9 protein-coding genes and 1 pseudogene are annotated in these 18,392 nt (G+C 45.2%); all 10 read left to right on the forward strand.

Features of this window, described 5'->3' with window-relative positions; all coding sequences use genetic code 11:
• The first annotated feature begins 179 nt into the window (after positions 1–179).
• The 10 genes and pseudogenes from NCY57_RS12715 to NCY57_RS12760 all read left to right on the forward strand — a co-directional run bounded on the left by NCY57_RS12715 (position 180) and on the right by NCY57_RS12760 (position 18,301).
• Positions 180–647: a DUF1002 domain-containing protein gene (locus NCY57_RS12715; RefSeq protein ID WP_129975742.1), complete on the forward strand. Its 468-nt coding sequence runs from the start codon at positions 180–182 to the stop codon at positions 645–647.
• Positions 648–1,808: 1,161 nt separating this feature from the next.
• Positions 1,809–2,711, forward strand: a complete 903-nt coding sequence (locus tag NCY57_RS12720; protein WP_129975740.1) for a 30S ribosomal protein S1 — start codon at positions 1,809–1,811, stop codon at positions 2,709–2,711.
• Between the two features lie 29 nt (positions 2,712–2,740).
• Positions 2,741–4,411 (forward strand): putative manganese-dependent inorganic diphosphatase, encoded by a 1,671-nt coding sequence (locus NCY57_RS12725; protein WP_118516174.1) that lies wholly within the window; start codon positions 2,741–2,743, stop codon positions 4,409–4,411.
• Positions 4,412–4,424: 13 nt separating this feature from the next.
• Positions 4,425–5,012: pseudogene (locus tag NCY57_RS12730) on the forward strand (flavin reductase family protein); the annotation flags it as partial.
• 287 nt (positions 5,013–5,299) lie between these two features.
• Positions 5,300–5,812 carry a shikimate kinase gene (locus tag NCY57_RS12735; protein ID WP_022426930.1) on the forward strand — a complete coding sequence of 171 codons (513 nt, stop codon included), beginning with the start codon at positions 5,300–5,302 and terminating at the stop codon, positions 5,810–5,812.
• A 199-nt stretch (positions 5,813–6,011) separates the two neighbouring features.
• Entirely contained in the window at positions 6,012–7,304 is a 1,293-nt protein-coding gene (locus NCY57_RS12740; RefSeq protein WP_092073580.1) for a UDP-N-acetylglucosamine 1-carboxyvinyltransferase, read from the forward strand.
• Between the two features lie 831 nt (positions 7,305–8,135).
• Entirely contained in the window at positions 8,136–9,029 is an 894-nt protein-coding gene (locus tag NCY57_RS12745; RefSeq protein ID WP_092073518.1) for an Rpn family recombination-promoting nuclease/putative transposase, read from the forward strand.
• A 614-nt stretch (positions 9,030–9,643) separates the two neighbouring features.
• Positions 9,644–10,636, forward strand: a complete 993-nt coding sequence (locus NCY57_RS12750) for a helix-turn-helix domain-containing protein (RefSeq protein ID WP_250789736.1) — start codon at positions 9,644–9,646, stop codon at positions 10,634–10,636.
• A gap of 364 nt (positions 10,637–11,000) precedes the next feature.
• Positions 11,001–16,787 (forward strand): SpaA isopeptide-forming pilin-related protein, encoded by a 5,787-nt coding sequence (locus NCY57_RS12755; protein ID WP_250789737.1) that lies wholly within the window; start codon positions 11,001–11,003, stop codon positions 16,785–16,787.
• 68 nt (positions 16,788–16,855) lie between these two features.
• Positions 16,856–18,301: a SpaH/EbpB family LPXTG-anchored major pilin gene (locus NCY57_RS12760; protein ID WP_250789738.1), complete on the forward strand. Its 1,446-nt coding sequence runs from the start codon at positions 16,856–16,858 to the stop codon at positions 18,299–18,301.
• The last annotated feature ends 91 nt before the right edge of the window (positions 18,302–18,392 follow it).

The following is an 18,392-nucleotide window of genomic DNA, read 5'->3' on the forward strand; positions in this document are numbered from 1 at the left end:
TCTGAATGGCGTGGGTGGGAATGGGGAAAATTGAGGTTTACAGAGGGGTGGGGGTGTGTGGTATACTGAGGGGCGTCGAAAAGGTAATGATGAGGTAATAAAAAGGCAGTAAAAGATAGTTAAAAATAGTAAAAGGCAATTTTTGATAAGGGCTGGTGCCCGTATGGAGGTTGAATATTATGAGAAGATTGAACAAGGTTACAGCTTTGGTTATTGCGGGTGTTATTTCATGTACATCTCCGATGATGGTTATGGCGTCTGATTCCGGTTCTGTTATGAGTCAGGCGGAGGAGATCCTGAAGGATAATGAGGTTGGGTCTCTTGCTTCTGATCCGGATAAGGTTGGGGATATCATTGTTTATGTGAAGGGGCTTTTTGATTCTAACCAGATCACGGATGATGAGATTTCTCAGGGAATCGATGAGGCTGCGGATCATTTTGGGGTGAGTCTTAATGAGGATGATAAGAGTTCGCTGGTTAATATTATCAGTAAGTTCCGTGGAATCGAGATGAGTGATGATCAGATCAAGGGGTATGTGAGTGATGCTTATAGTACTTTGAAGGATATGGGTGTTACGAAGTCTGATGTGAAGAATATTTTTGAGAAGGCGGTTGAGTTTATTAAGGGGATGCTTTCACGGCGGTGATGGTTTGTGATGGCTGGTGTTTTTGATGATGTTTTAGATGGAGTTTGAGTTAGAGGGTGAGGGTTGTGGCTCTTTTGTTGGGGTTGTTGTTGGTTTGTTTGGCTGAGATGTACAATATGTACAATGTTTAGGGTTTTGGTTTTGTTTGTGAATGTGGTGTTTTTATAAATTGGGGGAGGGTGTTTTGAAAAAAATTGTGCAAATGCGCTAATTGTTTACGGGATGTTCATTGTTTGTTCATATTTGTCTGGTAGTATAGGGATAGTTCGAAAGAACGTTACGAAAGACGCTGTAATGGTGTGTATCTGTATCATTACACATACAATTTTTTTCATAATAATCGCCCCGGTAAGCCACTACCGGGGCACTCCTCGTTTTTGGGCCTTTTTGGGGCTCTTTTTTTTATGGGTGGGGAGGGACGGACGGACTGCCGGAGGGGCGGCTGCATGGTCGTGCCTGGTGCGGTCGTTTCGCCGGGTCATACTAAGCGTCTGAGTATTCTGCCGTGCAGGGCGCCCCATAACTCGCCATGTACGCTGATGCGTACCTGGCTCAGACAGATGGGGCTTACTCTGCGGCTTGTGGCCGCAGAGTACCTTCCCGTCAGAAGCCTCAGGCGCTAAGTATGACCAGCGGCTTACTCCGACGCACCGGGTCCCGACCATGCAGCCGTCCCTCCGGCAGTCCGTCCTGTGCGTTGGTTGTGGGAGTGATAAGTTTGTGTGGTGATTGGGTGGGTAATTTATGTTGGATGTATAAACTGTATCCTTTGTTAGGGATATTTGTAGTATTGAGGGGAGTATTTTCTGCTGAGGGGGTGTTTTGAGTGAGGGATTTTTTTGGATGTGTGGGGATTGAGTGGTCTGACGGGAGGTGGTGGGCCATCAGCGCTGCGCTGGATGGCTGCAAGGGCTGAGTTTCCTTGTGGTCTGACGGGGGGATGTGTGGCATCGGCGCTGCGCTGGATGCCTGTGAGGTGTGCTGGAGGTGAGTGATGTATGTGTGGCATCGGCGCGTGCTGGATGCCTGTGAGGTCTGGGGCTTGTGGAAAAAAATATAGCGCGGGTGGGGTGTGCATGCTATAATGATTAGGATTATAGTGCTGTCGGCTGTTTTGGGGGCGGCGGTGGTTTGTTTTTTGTTTGAATGGGAGGTCTGGATATGGCGGAGTCTATGAAGGATTTTGAGAGGGAGCTGGAGGCTTCTTTTAAGAGGATCGATGAGGGTGATATTATCTCAGGGACTGTTGTGAGTGTGGATGAGTCGGGGGTTGTTCTTGACCTTAAGTTTTATGCTGAGGGTTTTATTCCGGTGGAGGAGTTTTCCCGGGTGCCGGGGTTTAATATTAAAGAGGCTGTTCAGCCGGGGGATGAGGTTCAGGCGATGGTTCTTCGCAGGGATGATGGTCAGGGGAATATTCTTCTTTCCAGAGCGGATGCTGCGGATGTGCTTGCCTGGGACAGGCTGAAGGAGCTTCAGGATTCGGGTGAGGTGCTGGATGTTGTTGTGAAGGGGATCGTTAACGGGGGTGCCATTGCTTATGTTGAGGGTGTCCGTGGGTTTATTCCTGCATCCAGGCTTGATCTGGAGTTTGTTGAGGATACTGAGGTGTTTCTGAATAAGCCGATCCAGGTGCGGGTTATCGAGGCTGATAAGGCGAAGAAGAGGCTGGTGCTTTCGGCCAGGGAGATTCTTCGTGAGAGGGCTGAGGTGGAGAGACGGAATAAGATTTCCAATATCCAGGTTGGTTTTGTGACTGAGGGTACGGTTGAGAGTTTGCAGCCGTATGGTGCTTTTGTGGATCTTGGGAACGGGGTTTCCGGGCTGGTGCATATTTCTCAGATCTGTGAGAAGAGGATCCGGAAGCCTTCTGAGGTTTTGAATGTTGGGGATAAGGTTAAGGTGAAGGTTATCGCGATCAAGGATGGTAAGTTGAGCCTGAGTATTAAAGAGGCATCGGATCTGATGGCTAAGGAGGTTGAGGAGGAGTCTTTTGAGCTTCCGGAGTCGGGGGAAGAGGCTACTACTTCCCTGGGTGCTTTGTTTGCAAATATTAAATTATAATTATTTTGGATGAAAAAGGATGGATGTGTATGAAAAAACCGGAGAGAATATTTGTAATCGGACATAAGAATCCGGATACGGATTCCATCTGTTCGGCTATTGCTTATGCGGATATTAAAAACAGAACTACGCAGAATAAAAAATATATCCCGAAGAGAGCGGGGCAGATCAATGAGGAGACCAGGTATGTGCTGAACCGTTTTGGCGTACAGCCGCCGGCTTATCTGGGAAATATCGGTACTCAGGTCAAGGATATGGATATTCGGACCAGTCCGCAGGCGGATAAGAGTATGTCGCTGAAGAATACCTGGGATCTGATGCAGGAGAATGGGATCGTTTCTCTTCCAATCCGGGATAAGGATGGGTGTCTGGAGGGGCTTGTGACTATTGGTGATATCGCAAAGACCTATATGGATACTACAGATAGTTATCTTCTTTCCAACGCGAGGACGCAGTATCGGAGAATTGCCGAGACCGTTGGCGGTGAAGTGGTGGAAGGTAACGGGCACGGATATTTTGTGAAGGGGCGTGTGCTTGTCGGTACTGCCAACCCGAAGATGCTGGAGGGCTACGTTGAGGAGAATGATATGATCATCATGGGTGACCGTGAGGAGGATCATCTTCAGGCGATCAGCCAGAATGTAAGCTGTATCATCGTGGGGCTGAATATCGTGGTTTCCGAGAAGGTTGTGAAGCTTGCTCATGAGAAGAATATCGTGATCATCCGGTCTCCGTATGATACGTTTAATATTGCGCGTCTGATCAACCAGAGTATTCCGGTCAGCTTTGTTATGAAGCGGGATAACATGGTTACGTTTAATACCGAGGATTTTACGGATGATATCCAGGATGTTATGATCAAAAACCGTCACAGGGCGTTTCCGGTGATCAATCCTCATGGTAAGTGTATCGGTACGATCTCCAGACGTAATTTTCTGGATATGCATAAAAAGAAAGTGGTTCTTGTGGATCATAATGAGGTGGATCAGGCTGTTGATAATATCGAGAAGGCGGAGATCCTTGAGATCATCGATCATCATAAGCTGGGTACCTTGCAGACTATGACGCCGGTTGCTTTTCGTAATGAGCCGGTGGGATGTACGGGCACGATCCTTTATGAGATCTACGGAGAGCAGAGACTGGAGATCCCGGAAAAGATCGCGGGGCTTCTCTGTGCGGCTATTATTTCGGATACATTGATGTTCCGTTCACCGACCTGTACGCAGACGGATAAGATCGCTGCCAGTGCTCTTGCGCTGATCGCGGGGATCAAGATCGAGGAGTTTGCCCGAGAGATGTTTTCTGCGGGAAGTAATCTGAAGGATAAGTCTCCGGAGGAGATTTTTTATCAGGATTACAAGAAGTTTATCGGTGAGGGTAATGTTTCCTTTGGTGTGGGTCAGATCAGTTCCATGGACAGCGAGGAGCTTAAGGAGATCAAGGAGAAGCTGATGCCGTTTATGGTGAGTGAGTGTGGCCGTCATGATATCACGAGAGTTTATTTTATGCTGACGAATATCCTGGAGGAGTCTACAGAGCTTCTGTTTTACGGGGAGGGCAGCCAGCAGATGGCGGAGATCGCTTTTGAGCGGAAACCGGATGGAGATACCTTCAGTCTGCCGGGTGTGGTTTCCAGAAAGAAGCAGCTGATCCCGGCTATGATGGAGGCTGCTCAGCTGATGAACAGCGATTATGCATAAGAGGTGACGGAAAATGGCGAAACAGTTATGGAAGCCGGGGAACATGATCTATCCGCTGCCGGCTGTAATGGTGAGTGTTACCGATGGTGAGGGGCATGATAATATCATAACGGTTGCGTGGACGGGTACGGTGTGTACCAATCCGGCGATGGCTTATATTTCTGTCCGACCTTCCCGTTATTCCTATGATATGATCCGGAAAACGGGTGAATTTGTGATCAATCTGACAACGGAGAAGCTGGCGTATGCAACGGATTTCTGCGGGGTTCGTTCGGGACGTGATGTGGACAAGTTCCGGAAGCTGAACCTTACGAAAGAGAAAGCGCAGTTTGTTTCTGCACCGATGATCGGGGAGGCTCCGGTTTCGATCGAGTGCAGGGTGCGTGAGGTGAAGGAGCTAGGGTCTCATGATATGTTTCTTGCTGATGTGCTTGCGGTCCATGCGGATGAAGCTTATATGGATAAAAACAACAGGTTTCGTCTCAATGATGCGGGTCTTTTGGTTTATTCCCATGGGGAGTATCTGGCGGGTGGCCGGAAGGTGGGAACCTTCGGCTACAGCGTAAAGAAGAAGCAGATGCAGAAGAAGTTGGATAAGAAATCAGACAGGGAATCAGAGATGGCAGGGATGGCAGAGAAGTTGAAGACGTCGGGGAAGCCAGGGATGGCGGGGAAGTTGAAGACGTCAGGAAAGCCAGGGATGTCAGGGAAGTTGAAAACGTCAGGAAAGCCAGGGATGTCAGGGAAGTTGAAGGTGTCAGGAAAGCCAGGGATGTCAGGGAAATTAAAGACGTCGGGAAAGGCAGGGAGAGAGAAACGGTAGGTTCTGCGGAGCCGTAACGTTTGTTGAGATTTGGCAGCTGTTATGCTAAAATGAAAGGATACAGTATGAATAATATTACACTGATAGGAATGCCTGGTGCGGGGAAGAGCAGCATCGGTGTCGTACTTGCGAAGGTACTTGGTTACCAGTTTATTGACTCAGATCTTCTGATCCAGAAGGCGGAGAAGAGGACTTTGAGTAAGATCATTGCAGATGAGGGTACGGAGGGCTTCAAGGCGATCGAGAATCGTGTGAATGCTTCAATCCAGGTGGAGAATACGGTGATCGCTACCGGTGGAAGTGTGGTTTACTGCGATGAGGCTATGCAGCATCTGAAGTCGGAGGGTGTTGTGGTGTATCTTAAGATCTCGCTGGAGCTTCTTTCCAGGCGTCTTGGTAATCTTAAGGGGCGTGGTGTTGTGCTCAAGGAGGGGCAGACGCTGGCGAGTCTTTATGATGAGCGTGTTCCTTTGTATGAGAAATATGCGGACATTGTGGTGGATGAAGAGGATAAGGATCTGGAGGGGAGTCTCCAGGTTGTGCTTGAGGCACTGAAGAACAGGGGAGATAAGGCGTAACTGTTGGCTTGTGGAAACGGTTTGCTGGAGTGTTTCGGGTCATGGGTTGTGACAGGTTTTCGTCATAAATTGTTTACAAATCTGAAATATGTGTTATAATATACAACTGACCTAAAAAACGGTATTGCGGAACGTTTGTTCCTGCAGTAAATTCAGAGAAAGTTTCTGCTCATAGAGGAGTAAATAATAGAGGTGTGTTATGGAACAGTATGTGATTAAAGGCGGCAATCCTCTGGTTGGAGAAGTGGATATTGCGGGTGCGAAGAATGCGGCGCTTGCGATATTGTCAGCAGCCATTATGACTGATGAAACTATATTGATCGAGAATCTGCCAGATGTTAGGGACATCAATGTTCTGCTTGAGGCGATCTCCGAGATCGGGGCTCAGGTTGAGCGTATTGATAAGTCTACTGTAAAGATCAACGGTTCTACTATCGGCAATCTCAGCGTGGATTATGAGTTTATCAAGAAGATCCGTGCTTCTTATTATCTTCTGGGTGCTTTGCTTGGTAAGTATAAGCATGCGGAGGTTCCGCTTCCGGGTGGATGTAATATCGGCAGCAGGCCGATCGACCAGCATCTGAAGGGTTTCCGTGCTCTTGGTGCGGATGTTGATATCTGTCATGGTGCTATTGTTGCCAAGGCGGAGAATCTGCATGGCAGCCATATTTTCCTGGATGTGGTTTCTGTTGGTGCTACTATTAATATTATGATGGCTGCTTCTATGGCGACTGGTCGTACGATCATTGAGAATGCTGCGAGGGAGCCGCATGTTGTTGATGTGGCGAATTTCCTGAACAGTATGGGGGCGAATATCAAGGGAGCCGGTACGGATGTGATCCGTATCCGTGGTGTTGAGACGCTTCATCGTACGGAGTATTCGATCATTCCGGACCAGATCGAGGCTGGTACGTTTATGTTTGCTGCTGCGGCTACTCGTGGTGATGTTACTGTTCGTAATGTTATTCCTAAGCATCTTGAGGCTACTACTGCTAAGCTTGAGGAGATCGGGTGTGAGGTTGAGGAGTTTGATGATGCGGTTCGTGTCCGTGCGCCGCATGTGCTTCATCGTACGCATGTGAAGACGTTGCCTTATCCTGGTTATCCTACGGATATGCAGCCGCAGATCGCGGTTACTTTGGCTTTGGCTGAGGGTACGAGTATTGTTACTGAGAGTATTTTTGAGAACCGGTTTAAGTATGCGGATGAGCTTTCCCGGATGGGTGCCAATATTAAGGTGGAGGGGAACTCTGCTATTATTGATGGTGTGAGGAAGCTTACGGGGGCGCGTGTGAGTGCGCCGGATCTTCGTGCGGGGGCTGCGCTTGTTATTGCGGGGCTGGCTGCTGAGGGTGTTACGGTTGTTGATGATATTGTTTATATCCAGCGTGGGTATGAGAATTTTGAGGAGAAGCTCAGGAGTCTTGGGGCTGAGATTGAGAGGGTTTCCAGTGAGAAGGAGATTCAGAAGTTTCGGCTGCGTGTTGGGTGATGACTGATAACGATTGATGATAATTGGATATTTGAGTTTTGGGAGAGTTCCTGGGTGTTTGGGCCTGGGGGCTCTTTTTTTGTGGGATGAATGGAGGGAGGGACGAACGGACAGTCTGCCAGCGGGGCGGCTGCATGGTCGTGCCTGGTGCGGTCGTTTCGCCGGGTCATACTAAGCGTCTGAGTCTTCTGCCGTGCAGGGCGCCCCATAACTCGCCATGTACGCTGATGCGTACCTGGCTCAGACAGATGGGGCTTACTCTGCGGCTTGTGGCCGCAGAGTACCTTCCCGTCAGAAGCCCCAGGCGCCAAGTATGACCAGCGGCTTACTCCGACGCACCGGGTCCCGACCATGCAGCCGTCCCGCTGGCAGACTGTCCGTTCTGGTTTTTGGGAGTGTGAGGTGTGGTGGTCTGACGGGAGGGTGGTGGGCCATCAGCGCTGCGCTGGATGGCTGCAGGGGCTGAGTTTCCTTGTGGTGTGCTGGGAGGGTGTGGGCTATCAGCGCTGCGTTGGATGGTTGCAGGGGCTGAGTTTCCTTGTGGTGTGCCGGGAGGGGATGGGCATCGGCGCTGTGGTGGATGCGTTGTGGGGGGAGTGTGGCATCGGCGCTGTGGTGGATGCAGTGGAATGAGGTTTTGGCGGTTTTTGTCGAAGGGTTTTTGTTGACTTTTGCTGGTGGGGTGGTTATACTGAAGATACATATCTGGGAACATTCTGGGCCGTTCGGCTATCTGATCCCCATATGGTTGGTTGTATAAATATGGCGGGGAGGAGCCGGTTGGTTGTGTGAGGTTTTTTCTTTTGCCATCATAGTGAAAGGAGGAAGCTTATGCAGAGGAAGCGGCTTGAGGATATGAATCTTCTGGATGATTTTTTGTTTAACGCGGTGATGACGTTTCCTGGTATTGGTGAGAGGTTTTGCAGGTTGCTGCTGCAGGTGGTGCTGGGGCGTGAGATCGGGAGGCTGCGGGTTGTTGCGCAGAGGGCTTTTGGTGGCCGGGATGAGGGCTTTCGCGGGGCGCGGCTTGATGTTCTGGCTGAGGAGGAGCTGATGGATGTTTTGGCGGATCCTTCTGTTTTTGATATTGAGCCGGATAATAATGGTGATGTTGTGAGTCTGAAGGATCTGCCGAAGCGGGTGCGGTTTTACCATGCGATCATTGATAGCCGATGTTTGAAGAAGGGTGAGGGTTTCGGGAAGCTTAAGAGGGTTTTTGTTATTTTTGTCTGTTCGTATGATCCGTTTGATCGGGGTAGGATGGTGTATACGATCCGGAATATGTGTGAGGAGATTCCGGAGATGGAGTATGATGATGGGCTGAGGACGGTTTTTTTGAATACGAAGGGGGATGGTGCGGGTGTGCCTGAGGAGCTGGTGGCGCTGCTTCATTTTTTGGAGGATACCAGGGAGGTGAATGCGGTAAATGATGTTTTGAGGGAGTTGCTGGAGATGGTCAGGGTTGTTAAAGAGGATGGAAAGGTTACGGTGGCGTATATGAAGAGTTTTGAGATTGAGCAGATGTGGATTAATAAGGGGATTGAACAGGGGATTAGTCAAGGAATCGCCCAAGGGATTGAACAGGGAATTAGCCAAGGAATCAGCCAGGGAATCACTCAAGGGATTGAACAGGGGCGGAGTGAAGAGAGGGTGAATACGTTGAGGGAGAAGGCGCGAGCGGATCGGTTGGAGAGGGAGCTGAGGAAGCTGCGGAGGGGGAGATGATGTTGTTTGGTTTTGGGAGAGTTCCCGGGTGTTTGGGCCTGGGGGCTCTTTTTTTGTGGGATGAATGGAGGGAGGGACGAACGGACAGACAGACAGTCTACCAGCGGGGTGTGGCATCGGCGCTGCGCTGGATGTGGGTGGGGTGAGTTTTTTTGCGGTTTGTCGTGAGGGGATTGGGGATAGAGGCTGTTTTGGATAGGGTGTGGTGTTTTTGTGTAATATTTAAATTTATTTTTGGAGTATTTTGGATTATAATTATGGAAAAAGATGGTTGGCCTGATTGGTTGAGGTTGACTGATTGACTGGTTGATTGATATCCGGAGTTTTGGTGACTGTTTTGTGGGACTTGAGAGAAGAGCTTCGGATGTGTGTTGATGTGGCTTGAGAGATGGGCTTCGGATGTGTGTTGATGAGGGTTGAGAGAAGAGCTTCGGATGTGTGCTGATGTGGGTTGAGAGATGAGCTTCGGATGTGTGCTGATGTGGCTTGAGAGATGGGCTTCGGATGTGTGTTGATGTGGCTTGTGTGAGGGCTTCGGAGGTTTGTTGGTTTGGTTTTGAGGGTGGTCTTTTTGAGGGCTGCCTGGGTTTTGGTTTTGGAGGGGAGAGGGTTGTATGTGTGATTATGTGGTTTTGCCGCTTTTGAATTCGTCTTTTGAGCCTGGGAGGGCTCGGGAGGTTGTTGAGGGGTTTGTGGATGTGGATTTGAGGAATATTGCGCGGGCTGAGCTTTTTTATTTTACGGGGCAGGCGGAGGAGTGTTGTGAGATCACGAGGAGGTATCTGTCCAGCAGGGTTATTGAGCTGAAGCTTTCGGCGTGTATTTTGTATGGGTATTCTAATCTGTCGCTGGGGAATGTGGCGGCGGCTAAGCGGGGGATGGAGGGGATCCAGTCCTGTGTGAAGATTGCTATGAAGAAGAAGGTTCCTAAGGATGTTTATGCGTCCTGTCTTCTGGCGGGGTATGTGGGGGCGGTTTTGCTTCATCTGCCTACGGATGGGATGCCTGCTTTTGGGGAGTACAGCAGGATGCTTCCTGAGGGGCTGAGGCTTTTTGCCACGTATGTGATGGCACACCATACTTATCTTAACGGGGAGATATGGAGTGCTTATGGGATGGGGAAGGCTGCTTTGTTTATGGCGGAGAGGTCGTATCCGATCAGTATGACGTATATCCACTGTATGATGGCGGTGTGTGCGATCAACCGAAAGCATAAGCAGGAGGAGATGCTCCGGAGCTGGGAGCTGGCGAAGATGGATGGTTTTCTGGAGCCTTTTATTGAGCATCATGGGCTTTTGCGAGGGCTGATTGAGGCTTGTATCCGGAACCGGGATCCGGAGGCGTATCAGCGGATCACGGAGGGTGTGATTTCTTTCAGCAGGGGCTGGATGGCGCTTCATAATCCGGAAAACCGGAGAAAGGTTACGGGGGAGCTGTCGACGATGGAGTTTTCTATTGCCATGCTGGCAAGTGGGGGATGGACCAATAAGGAGATCGGAGAGCATCTGGGGATTTCCATTAATACTGTCAAGCATTACCTTACGGATATCTTTTGCAAGCTGAATGTCAAGAAGCGGGATGAGCTGAAGAAATTCATGTTAAAATAGTGACAGAGGCACTTTTTTTTGAAAAAACGGGCCTTACAAAACAACTGGTAGTGTTGTATAATAAATATCACGAATAGTCAGATTTTATCGGAGAAATCAGGCGAAAAGAACCAGTAAACGAGTAAGTTAAGAAGGAGGAGTTGAAGACTGATTCTCGATAGCATCTGATAATGTCAATATCCTTACCAAAAATGCCTGGTATATTGACACTACAATCACATAAGGGTAAAATACTGAAAAGGTGTAACCTGTTTACTCACCGGCTAAAAACATGAAGCTTTTTTAAGAGAAAGGAATATAAACAGAAGTAAAGTAATAAGAAATACAGTACACGTTAATGCACACATAGGAAAGCGGGAAAGGTATGAAAAAATTAAGGAATAATAAGATCAGAAAACTCCTGGCATTTATGGTGGCTTTGGCGTTGATGGTATCCTGTATGCCGAGTGCATATACGATCTCCGCGAGTGAGGCGTTCGGAGATGGAACGGAGGATATATTTACAGATGGCGAAATTACATCTGAACCAGCGGCCGAAGAATCGACACCGGATGTAAGCAGCGCTGACCAGGAGGAAACGGAACAGGCGCAGCAATCGACGCTTACATATGAAAATGATTCTGTTAAAGTAACAGCAGAGGCACTGGAGGACGGAGCTCTTCCGCAGAATACAGCATTGAAGGCTGACAGCGTAAACGAGAATTCATCCGTATCTTATGATACAGTTTCTCAGAAGCTTTCAGCAGCAGCTACAGACAAGGGCAGCAGCCTGAGAGGTTTTTTTGCGTATGATGTGTATTTTGCTGATGGCGACGGAAACAGAGTCGAGCCGAACGGCAGAGTCAGAGTAACTTTTGAGTACAAGACACCGGCAGCACCGGAGCTTACCGATGCAGCCAGCACGAGTGTAACCGTTGAGAAGCTTCATTATAACAGCAGTACCGGTGATACTGATGTTAACACCTTACAGGCCAACGAGGATCTGAAGGTTCTGAATGTCAACGAGGGCAAACAGATCCAGACACTTCAGGTTGAGACTGGCAACGCAGCTGTTTTTGCCGTTATGTGGGATTCTCCTGAGACAGCAGATGTCGAGGCGGAAGCTGTTTCCGGTAATGAGGACGAGGTGCCTATCGCATCAGAGGAGCTTACGGACGGAATGGATATTTCGGACGAGCCTGAGCAGGATGCAGCTGAGACACCGGCAGCAGAGAATCCGGAGGTAACTCCTGAGGCAGAGCCTTCTGAGGCTCCGGCGGAGAATCCGGATGCTGAACCTACCGAAGCGCCGGCAGAGAATCCGGATGTGGTGGAAGAACCGGCAGAGGATATTGCGAGCCCAGATGATGTTCCGGCAGCAGATGAGAATGGTGAGACAAGCCTGATCGAGGTTCTGGGAGACGATACGAATCTTCGTGTCAGCCCATCTATCGAGGCAGAGGTTCTGGCAACTGTAAACGCAGGAACACAGCTCACACTTCTGGATACCGTAACAGCAGAGGACGGAGCAACCTGGTACAAGGTTTCCTGGGAAGGAACCGAGGCTTACATAAGAAGTGATATGGCACAGGTTGTTGACAGCAGTGATGAGGCAGAAGAGCCTGAGGATGTGCAGGAAGAAGAAATTCAGCCTGAGATCACCAGATATGATTACAAGAGTGACGAGGTCAATGTCAAGGTTACTCTTACCGATCCGGCAGACCTTCCGGACAACGCAGAGCTTTCCGTAACACCGGTAGAGCTCAGCCAGGAAGCCGAAGACCAGATCACAGAAGAAGCGATCAAAGAAAAGAAAGCCATCGAGAAGATCCATTCCTACGATATCAAATTCCTGGTGGACGGCGAAGAAGTTCAGCCGGGTGCTACAGTGAAGGTATCTGTATCTCTGAATGATGAGAAGAAAATCAAGGATGCAGATGTATATCACGTAGACGAGAATGATAACGTTGAAAATATGGATGGCAGCGTTGCCAAGAATGGTGATGTTGAGTTCGAGACTACGCATTTTTCGACTTATGTAATCGTTGGTAATAAGCGTGACGATAAGATAAAAGTTACAATAGAGCATTATGACGCAACAACTGGAGAGAAGATTTATGCAGATGATGTTGATAAAGAACTTTCAGTTGGGCAGAAATTTGATTGTAAGAAGGCTACAAACTGGGATATCAAGGAAGTAAAAGTAGTTATAGATGGAAAAGAGAATACTGTAGCGGCAGGTGATATTGAATTAGCACAGGATGCTACGGTTAAAGTATATTATACTCCTACCACTGGAACATTCGCCGGTGCACCTACGTTTTATGATTATACGGTAAAGGCCGGAGAGAGTGGAAGTACTTATTATTCCATTAATCAGAAGAGTAATTATAGTGATCCAGACAGTAATCAGAAGTTAAGTATGGGTGAAACCCATAATGGAAAATTAGCAGATCAAAACTATACGCCATATCAATATACTTGGCAAAAGGGTAACAAAACGGTTAACTTATGGACTGGAGGCAAAGATGTTATTACTGATTTGTTGAAGGGACTAGATGAAAATGGCAATGTAGAATTTAATTATCCAGATCCAGGATTTTTTAATGAGACTGATTTACTGGCAGGAAATTCAAAAGACAATTACTTAAGAAAAGTATATAAAGATTATAATTTGAATTTTGAAAGAAGTGGTGACACATATACATTAACGGGTGTAACAGATGGAAGTGGCACTAACGTAACAACACAGTATAAGTTAAATAAAAAGGAAAATTCGGGAGAAGATTTCTTTCCATTAGATACTGTGGCTTCAAAGTATGAGAAAGGATATACTAGAAAAACGCAAAGTGCACTTGGGAATGATGGTAAAGAACATAATTATTATTTTGGAATGCGTTATGACATGGAGTTCAACATTGGTGATTATGTAGGTCCATTAAATTATTCTTTTACCGGTGATGACGATATGTGGGTTGTCATGGATGGAGGAAAAGAAAATCAGCAGATTATCATTGATTTAGGTGGAATTCATAATGCGGCAACTAAAACTGTGAACTTGAGGGATTATTTGGATAAAGGAGATAAATCTACACATACATTAACGGTTCTTTATATGGAACGAGGAGCAGGTGCTTCTAACTGTTACATGAATTTTACCCTTCCAAACGTAACAATTTCACAGGTAACAACGGATGCGCTTGGAACTCTGAATTTCCAAAAAGTTAATAAAAAAGGTGCTGGACTTAGCGATGCAAGATTTACTCTTTATAATGACGAAGAGTGCACAACACAGATTGCAACAGCTACATCTGATGATAGCGGAAAAGTTACATTTGATAAGCTGAGAGCAGGAACATATTATCTGAAAGAGATTCAGGCGCCAGTGGGATATGTTGCTTCCAATGAAAAATGGACGGTAACGGTAACAAAAGAAAATAATAATGTTACAACCACATTAAAAAACAGTTCAGGAACAGCAGTTAAAGACAATAAAATTCTGAATGAGACTCCGGAAGAAATTATCAACTCCAGTATGGTGACTAGCAAAACGGCTAAAGTGAAAGACTGGGATCAGAGAACCTACGACATTACCATTAACGCAACATCCACAAGTACAAGTTCCATAATTGAAACGAAAACGTCTGTGGCAGATATCATGTTGGTATTGGATGTGTCCGGATCGATGGGAGAGGATATTACTTCTTATTCATACACATTTGTTGCTAATAATACTTCTGAAGCAAGAGATGACAAGAAGCTTCTAAATCGTAATGTAACGTATTATATTGAGGTGGATGGTTCTTATAAGGAGATGTGGTATTCTTCTTATTATAACAAAGGATGGCGTGTGGGTCCGAGGGGTTCATCAGATGATGCAGCGAAAGACAAATATAATAATTGTAAAATATATACAAGAACTAGCACAACAGAAACCCGGCTTGATGCACTTAAGAATGCTGTAAATCAGTTTATAGATGATACAGCGAAGAAATCTCCGAATAGTAAAATAGGTATTACTGTATTTAGCAGTACTGACGACTACAATAGACCATATGGTAATCATGGAACATCTGTAAGTCTGGAAGAAGTAGGTACTGCAGATAGTGCAAAGGTAACGGAACTTAAGAATTTCGTTAAAGATTTGAAGGCGAATGGAGGTACGGATCCTGCGGTAGGACTTGAGGATGCAAAGAACAAGTTGGATGCTATGGTTGATACAAATCCTAAGTATGTGGTTCTGTTCACCGATGGTAAGCCGACTGGCGGAGGTAATAAGTGGAATAGTAATGCACAAAAAAATGCTGAAACTCAGGCAGGCGAATTAAAAACAGGCCTAAGAAATAATGTGGATAATGCAAAAAATCCATATACAGTATACACCATAGGCTTTGCACTTAATGATGAAGGAGATCGCGCGAAGACGTTCTTGTCTGGTGGTACGTATGATGGTAAAAAGTATCCAGGAATTGCTTCATCATCAGATTGCGCAAAAACAGCAGATGATGCAGCATCGCTTACACAAATTTTCCAGAGTATCAGTAGTACAATTAATAAGAACGTTGACATTACCGGTGCAACAATTACTGATGTGATCGACAGTAGATTTGAAATTGTAGATAGAGGTAATGTTATCACCGAAACCAATTTCGAAGGTGGGAAATATACATTAGAGAATGGTGGGATTGTAACAAAGCGTAATGACGGTACTTATCAGGTACAGTGGACTGATCAGACCATTAAACACACGACAGATGGTACAAATGGCTGGAGTAGAACCATTACTGTAAAAGCAAAAGATAGTTTCATCGGTGGTAACAATATTCCTACCAACGTCTCCCCTGATTCTAAGATTAGCGTAGGAGATTTGAAGAAAGTATTGGATCAGCCTACGGTTAATGTCAAAGTTAATCTGGTAGTTAAGGATAAAGAGATTACTATCTACAAAGGTGATTCCGTACCAATGGATGAGCAAATTCGGAATGAGTTGTTTGCCACTAGTAAACCAACATCTTACAAAGATGGTACAGTAAACGAAACAGATTCTAAAAAAGAGGATGGTACATCATTAATTAAATTACAGTGGTTTAAAAAAGACAACGGTGTTAGAACAAACATCGATGAGTCTGAAATAAAAACTGCACTTAATGATGGAACTGAGTATTATCTGGAAGTAACTTATACTGCTCCAACAGAATCAACGGATACGAGTAAAACTAATACAGACGGACATTTCGTGGGAACTGAGACAGCGAAAAATCCTGGTAATAACAATCTATATGGTATTTATAAAATCAATGTTATCAGCGGTCAGATTCAGATTATAAAGAATGTGACAGAAGCGTCTACAGAAGCCAGAACGTTTAAATTTAATGTAGAGGATTCAGATGGAAATGCTGTTTCTGGTAGTCCGCTGAAGGTGATAGTTGAAGCTGATCAGACTAGTGGAGTTGCAAAATTAGAGAATCTTCCAAGAGGATATTACACTGTAACGGAAGTAGAAGCAGATGGATATACAATTCAAGCATTTGAGGTTGACGGGCAGACAGATTGCGAAAACTCTAAATCAGATACATCCAAATCATTGACTTTCAGACTTGGTTATGACACGGATAAAAATAATGTCATTAAGAATTATACGTATAAACAAACTGATGGTGGTGTGAAGGGTGTTGCTTCCTACACAAACGAAGCAGTAACAAAACTGGATCTGAAGAAGACAGATACAGAAAATCATCTATTAACAGGTTCTGAATTTAATTTGGAAATAAAAAATGGTGATAATTGGAAAACTATTCAGAATGGTATAAAAGTAATCAATGGGGATTCAGATATTGAACTGACCAAATTGAAATCGGGTATTTATAGGCTGACAGAGATTATCGCTCCGAAGGGATATTCAATACTGGGTAGCAGTATTTGTTTCAAAATCTCATTAGGAAAAGTAGAACTTGTTAATGAAAATGGTGAGGCAGCAAATAGTAGTGAGATGTGGACTTTGGATGAAACGAATAAAGTTTTAACAATCAAAAATGCTAAACTTTATTCCTTACCAGAATCCGGTGGTCCGGGAACCTATGGATTTACAATCAGTGGTGTAGCGATTCTTGCAACTGCACTCCTGTTGTTTATAAAGAATAAACGAAGGGAGGAAGAAGCAAAGAGATCGTAACACATTAATTGTAAATGGCCGATGAAGGGCGAAAAAGAAAAATGCAGAGAAAGAAAGGAGCAAACCTTATGAAAAATTTATTAAAAAAGATTGGTGCATTATTAGTGGCAGCGGTTATGGTACTGTCTATGTGCACAGCGGTATTTGCAGATGGAAATGCTACAATTAAACTTACAGGTTTTAATACGGCAGACAGTGTTGAGTGTATGCAGATCATTCAAAAGGATGAGAGCACAACTTCTGGTTGGGCATTTGTGAATGGAGCAGGAGCATGCTTCACAGAAGCATTAGGAATGACCAATTCCGCTGATGCACAGCAGAAAGTTATCTGGGGATTAATTAAGTTTAAAGATACTAATGTTGCTTTACCAACTGGCGTAACAGCAGCAAATGTAACAGCAGCAAATATTGACTTAGCATTAAGTAAAGTTGCAGCACTTACTGGATTTACAACATTAACAGATAAGACAAAAATTGAAGTAAGTGAAGCTGGTATTTATGCAATTAAAGCAGAAGAGGAAGGCTATACTTATAAAACAGCAACTGCTTATGTAGGATTTGGCGAGCCATATCCAGCGTTATCAGGTACAGAAGTAATTGCTAAAAAATCTTCAACATCTGTAGATAAAACAACAGAAGATGCCGATCATGTAGTAGCAATTGGAGATATTGTAACTTATACAATCGACGCATACGTACCTTTTATTGATGCAGCAAATACAGAGAACAGAACATTTACAATCACTGATAAAATTACTGGTGCTGATTACTATTTAACAGGACCAAATGCTGTTAATAGTGTAACAATGGAAGGCAAAAATGGCCAGGTTGGTGAAATCGTAGTAAATGATAAAGGCAATGGATTTACTGTTGATTTAGGTAAATTAGTTGCAGATACAGCTAATCCGAATGCTGGAAAGAAAATTACAGTTACTTATACAGCAAAAGTAAATGAAACAACAGTAGAAAATAAAGCAGGTAGCCATGCAGCAGGTGTAGATTACGGCGGAAATAATGTTCCAGTTAAGTTATTTACTGGAGAATTAGTTCTGATGAAATATGGCGATGGTGATATAAATAAAGCATTGGAAGGTGCTGAGTTTGTATTGTATAAAGATGGAGAAGAAGTACCGTTAACATTCGTAAAGGAAGAAAAAACTGGAAAATATAAATATGCTCCAGATACAAAAGATGCTGATTCAAAACTTGTGACAGATGCAAATGGTTATATTGACGTAGAAGGTTTAGATGTTGGTTCTTATCACTTTGAAGAAACAAAAGCACCAAAAGGATATTCTATTAATACAGATGGTAAGACACTTACACTTACTGTAGACGGAGAAGTTGCTACAGCTAAATTGTATAATAAAGGTGGCTTAAATGATACAAAACTCAACTCCCTTCCATCCACAGGTGGCATGGGAACATACCTCTTCACTATCATCGGTGTTGTAGTTATGGCTGGCGCTGCTGGTGCTTTCTTCATCAGCCGCAGAAAAGGATCTGAGGAGTAATCGTTTGATTGCCGGATCGATTCAATTCAAAAATTATTTATAAGCAACGACAAAGCAAGTATTAAAACAAAGTAGTAAATCTTTTACCGCC

Origin of the sequence: Blautia sp. MB18-30, from assembly GCF_023669475.1 — a bacterium.
GTDB classification, from domain to species: Bacteria; Bacillota; Clostridia; order Lachnospirales; family Lachnospiraceae; genus Blautia_A; species Blautia_A fusiformis.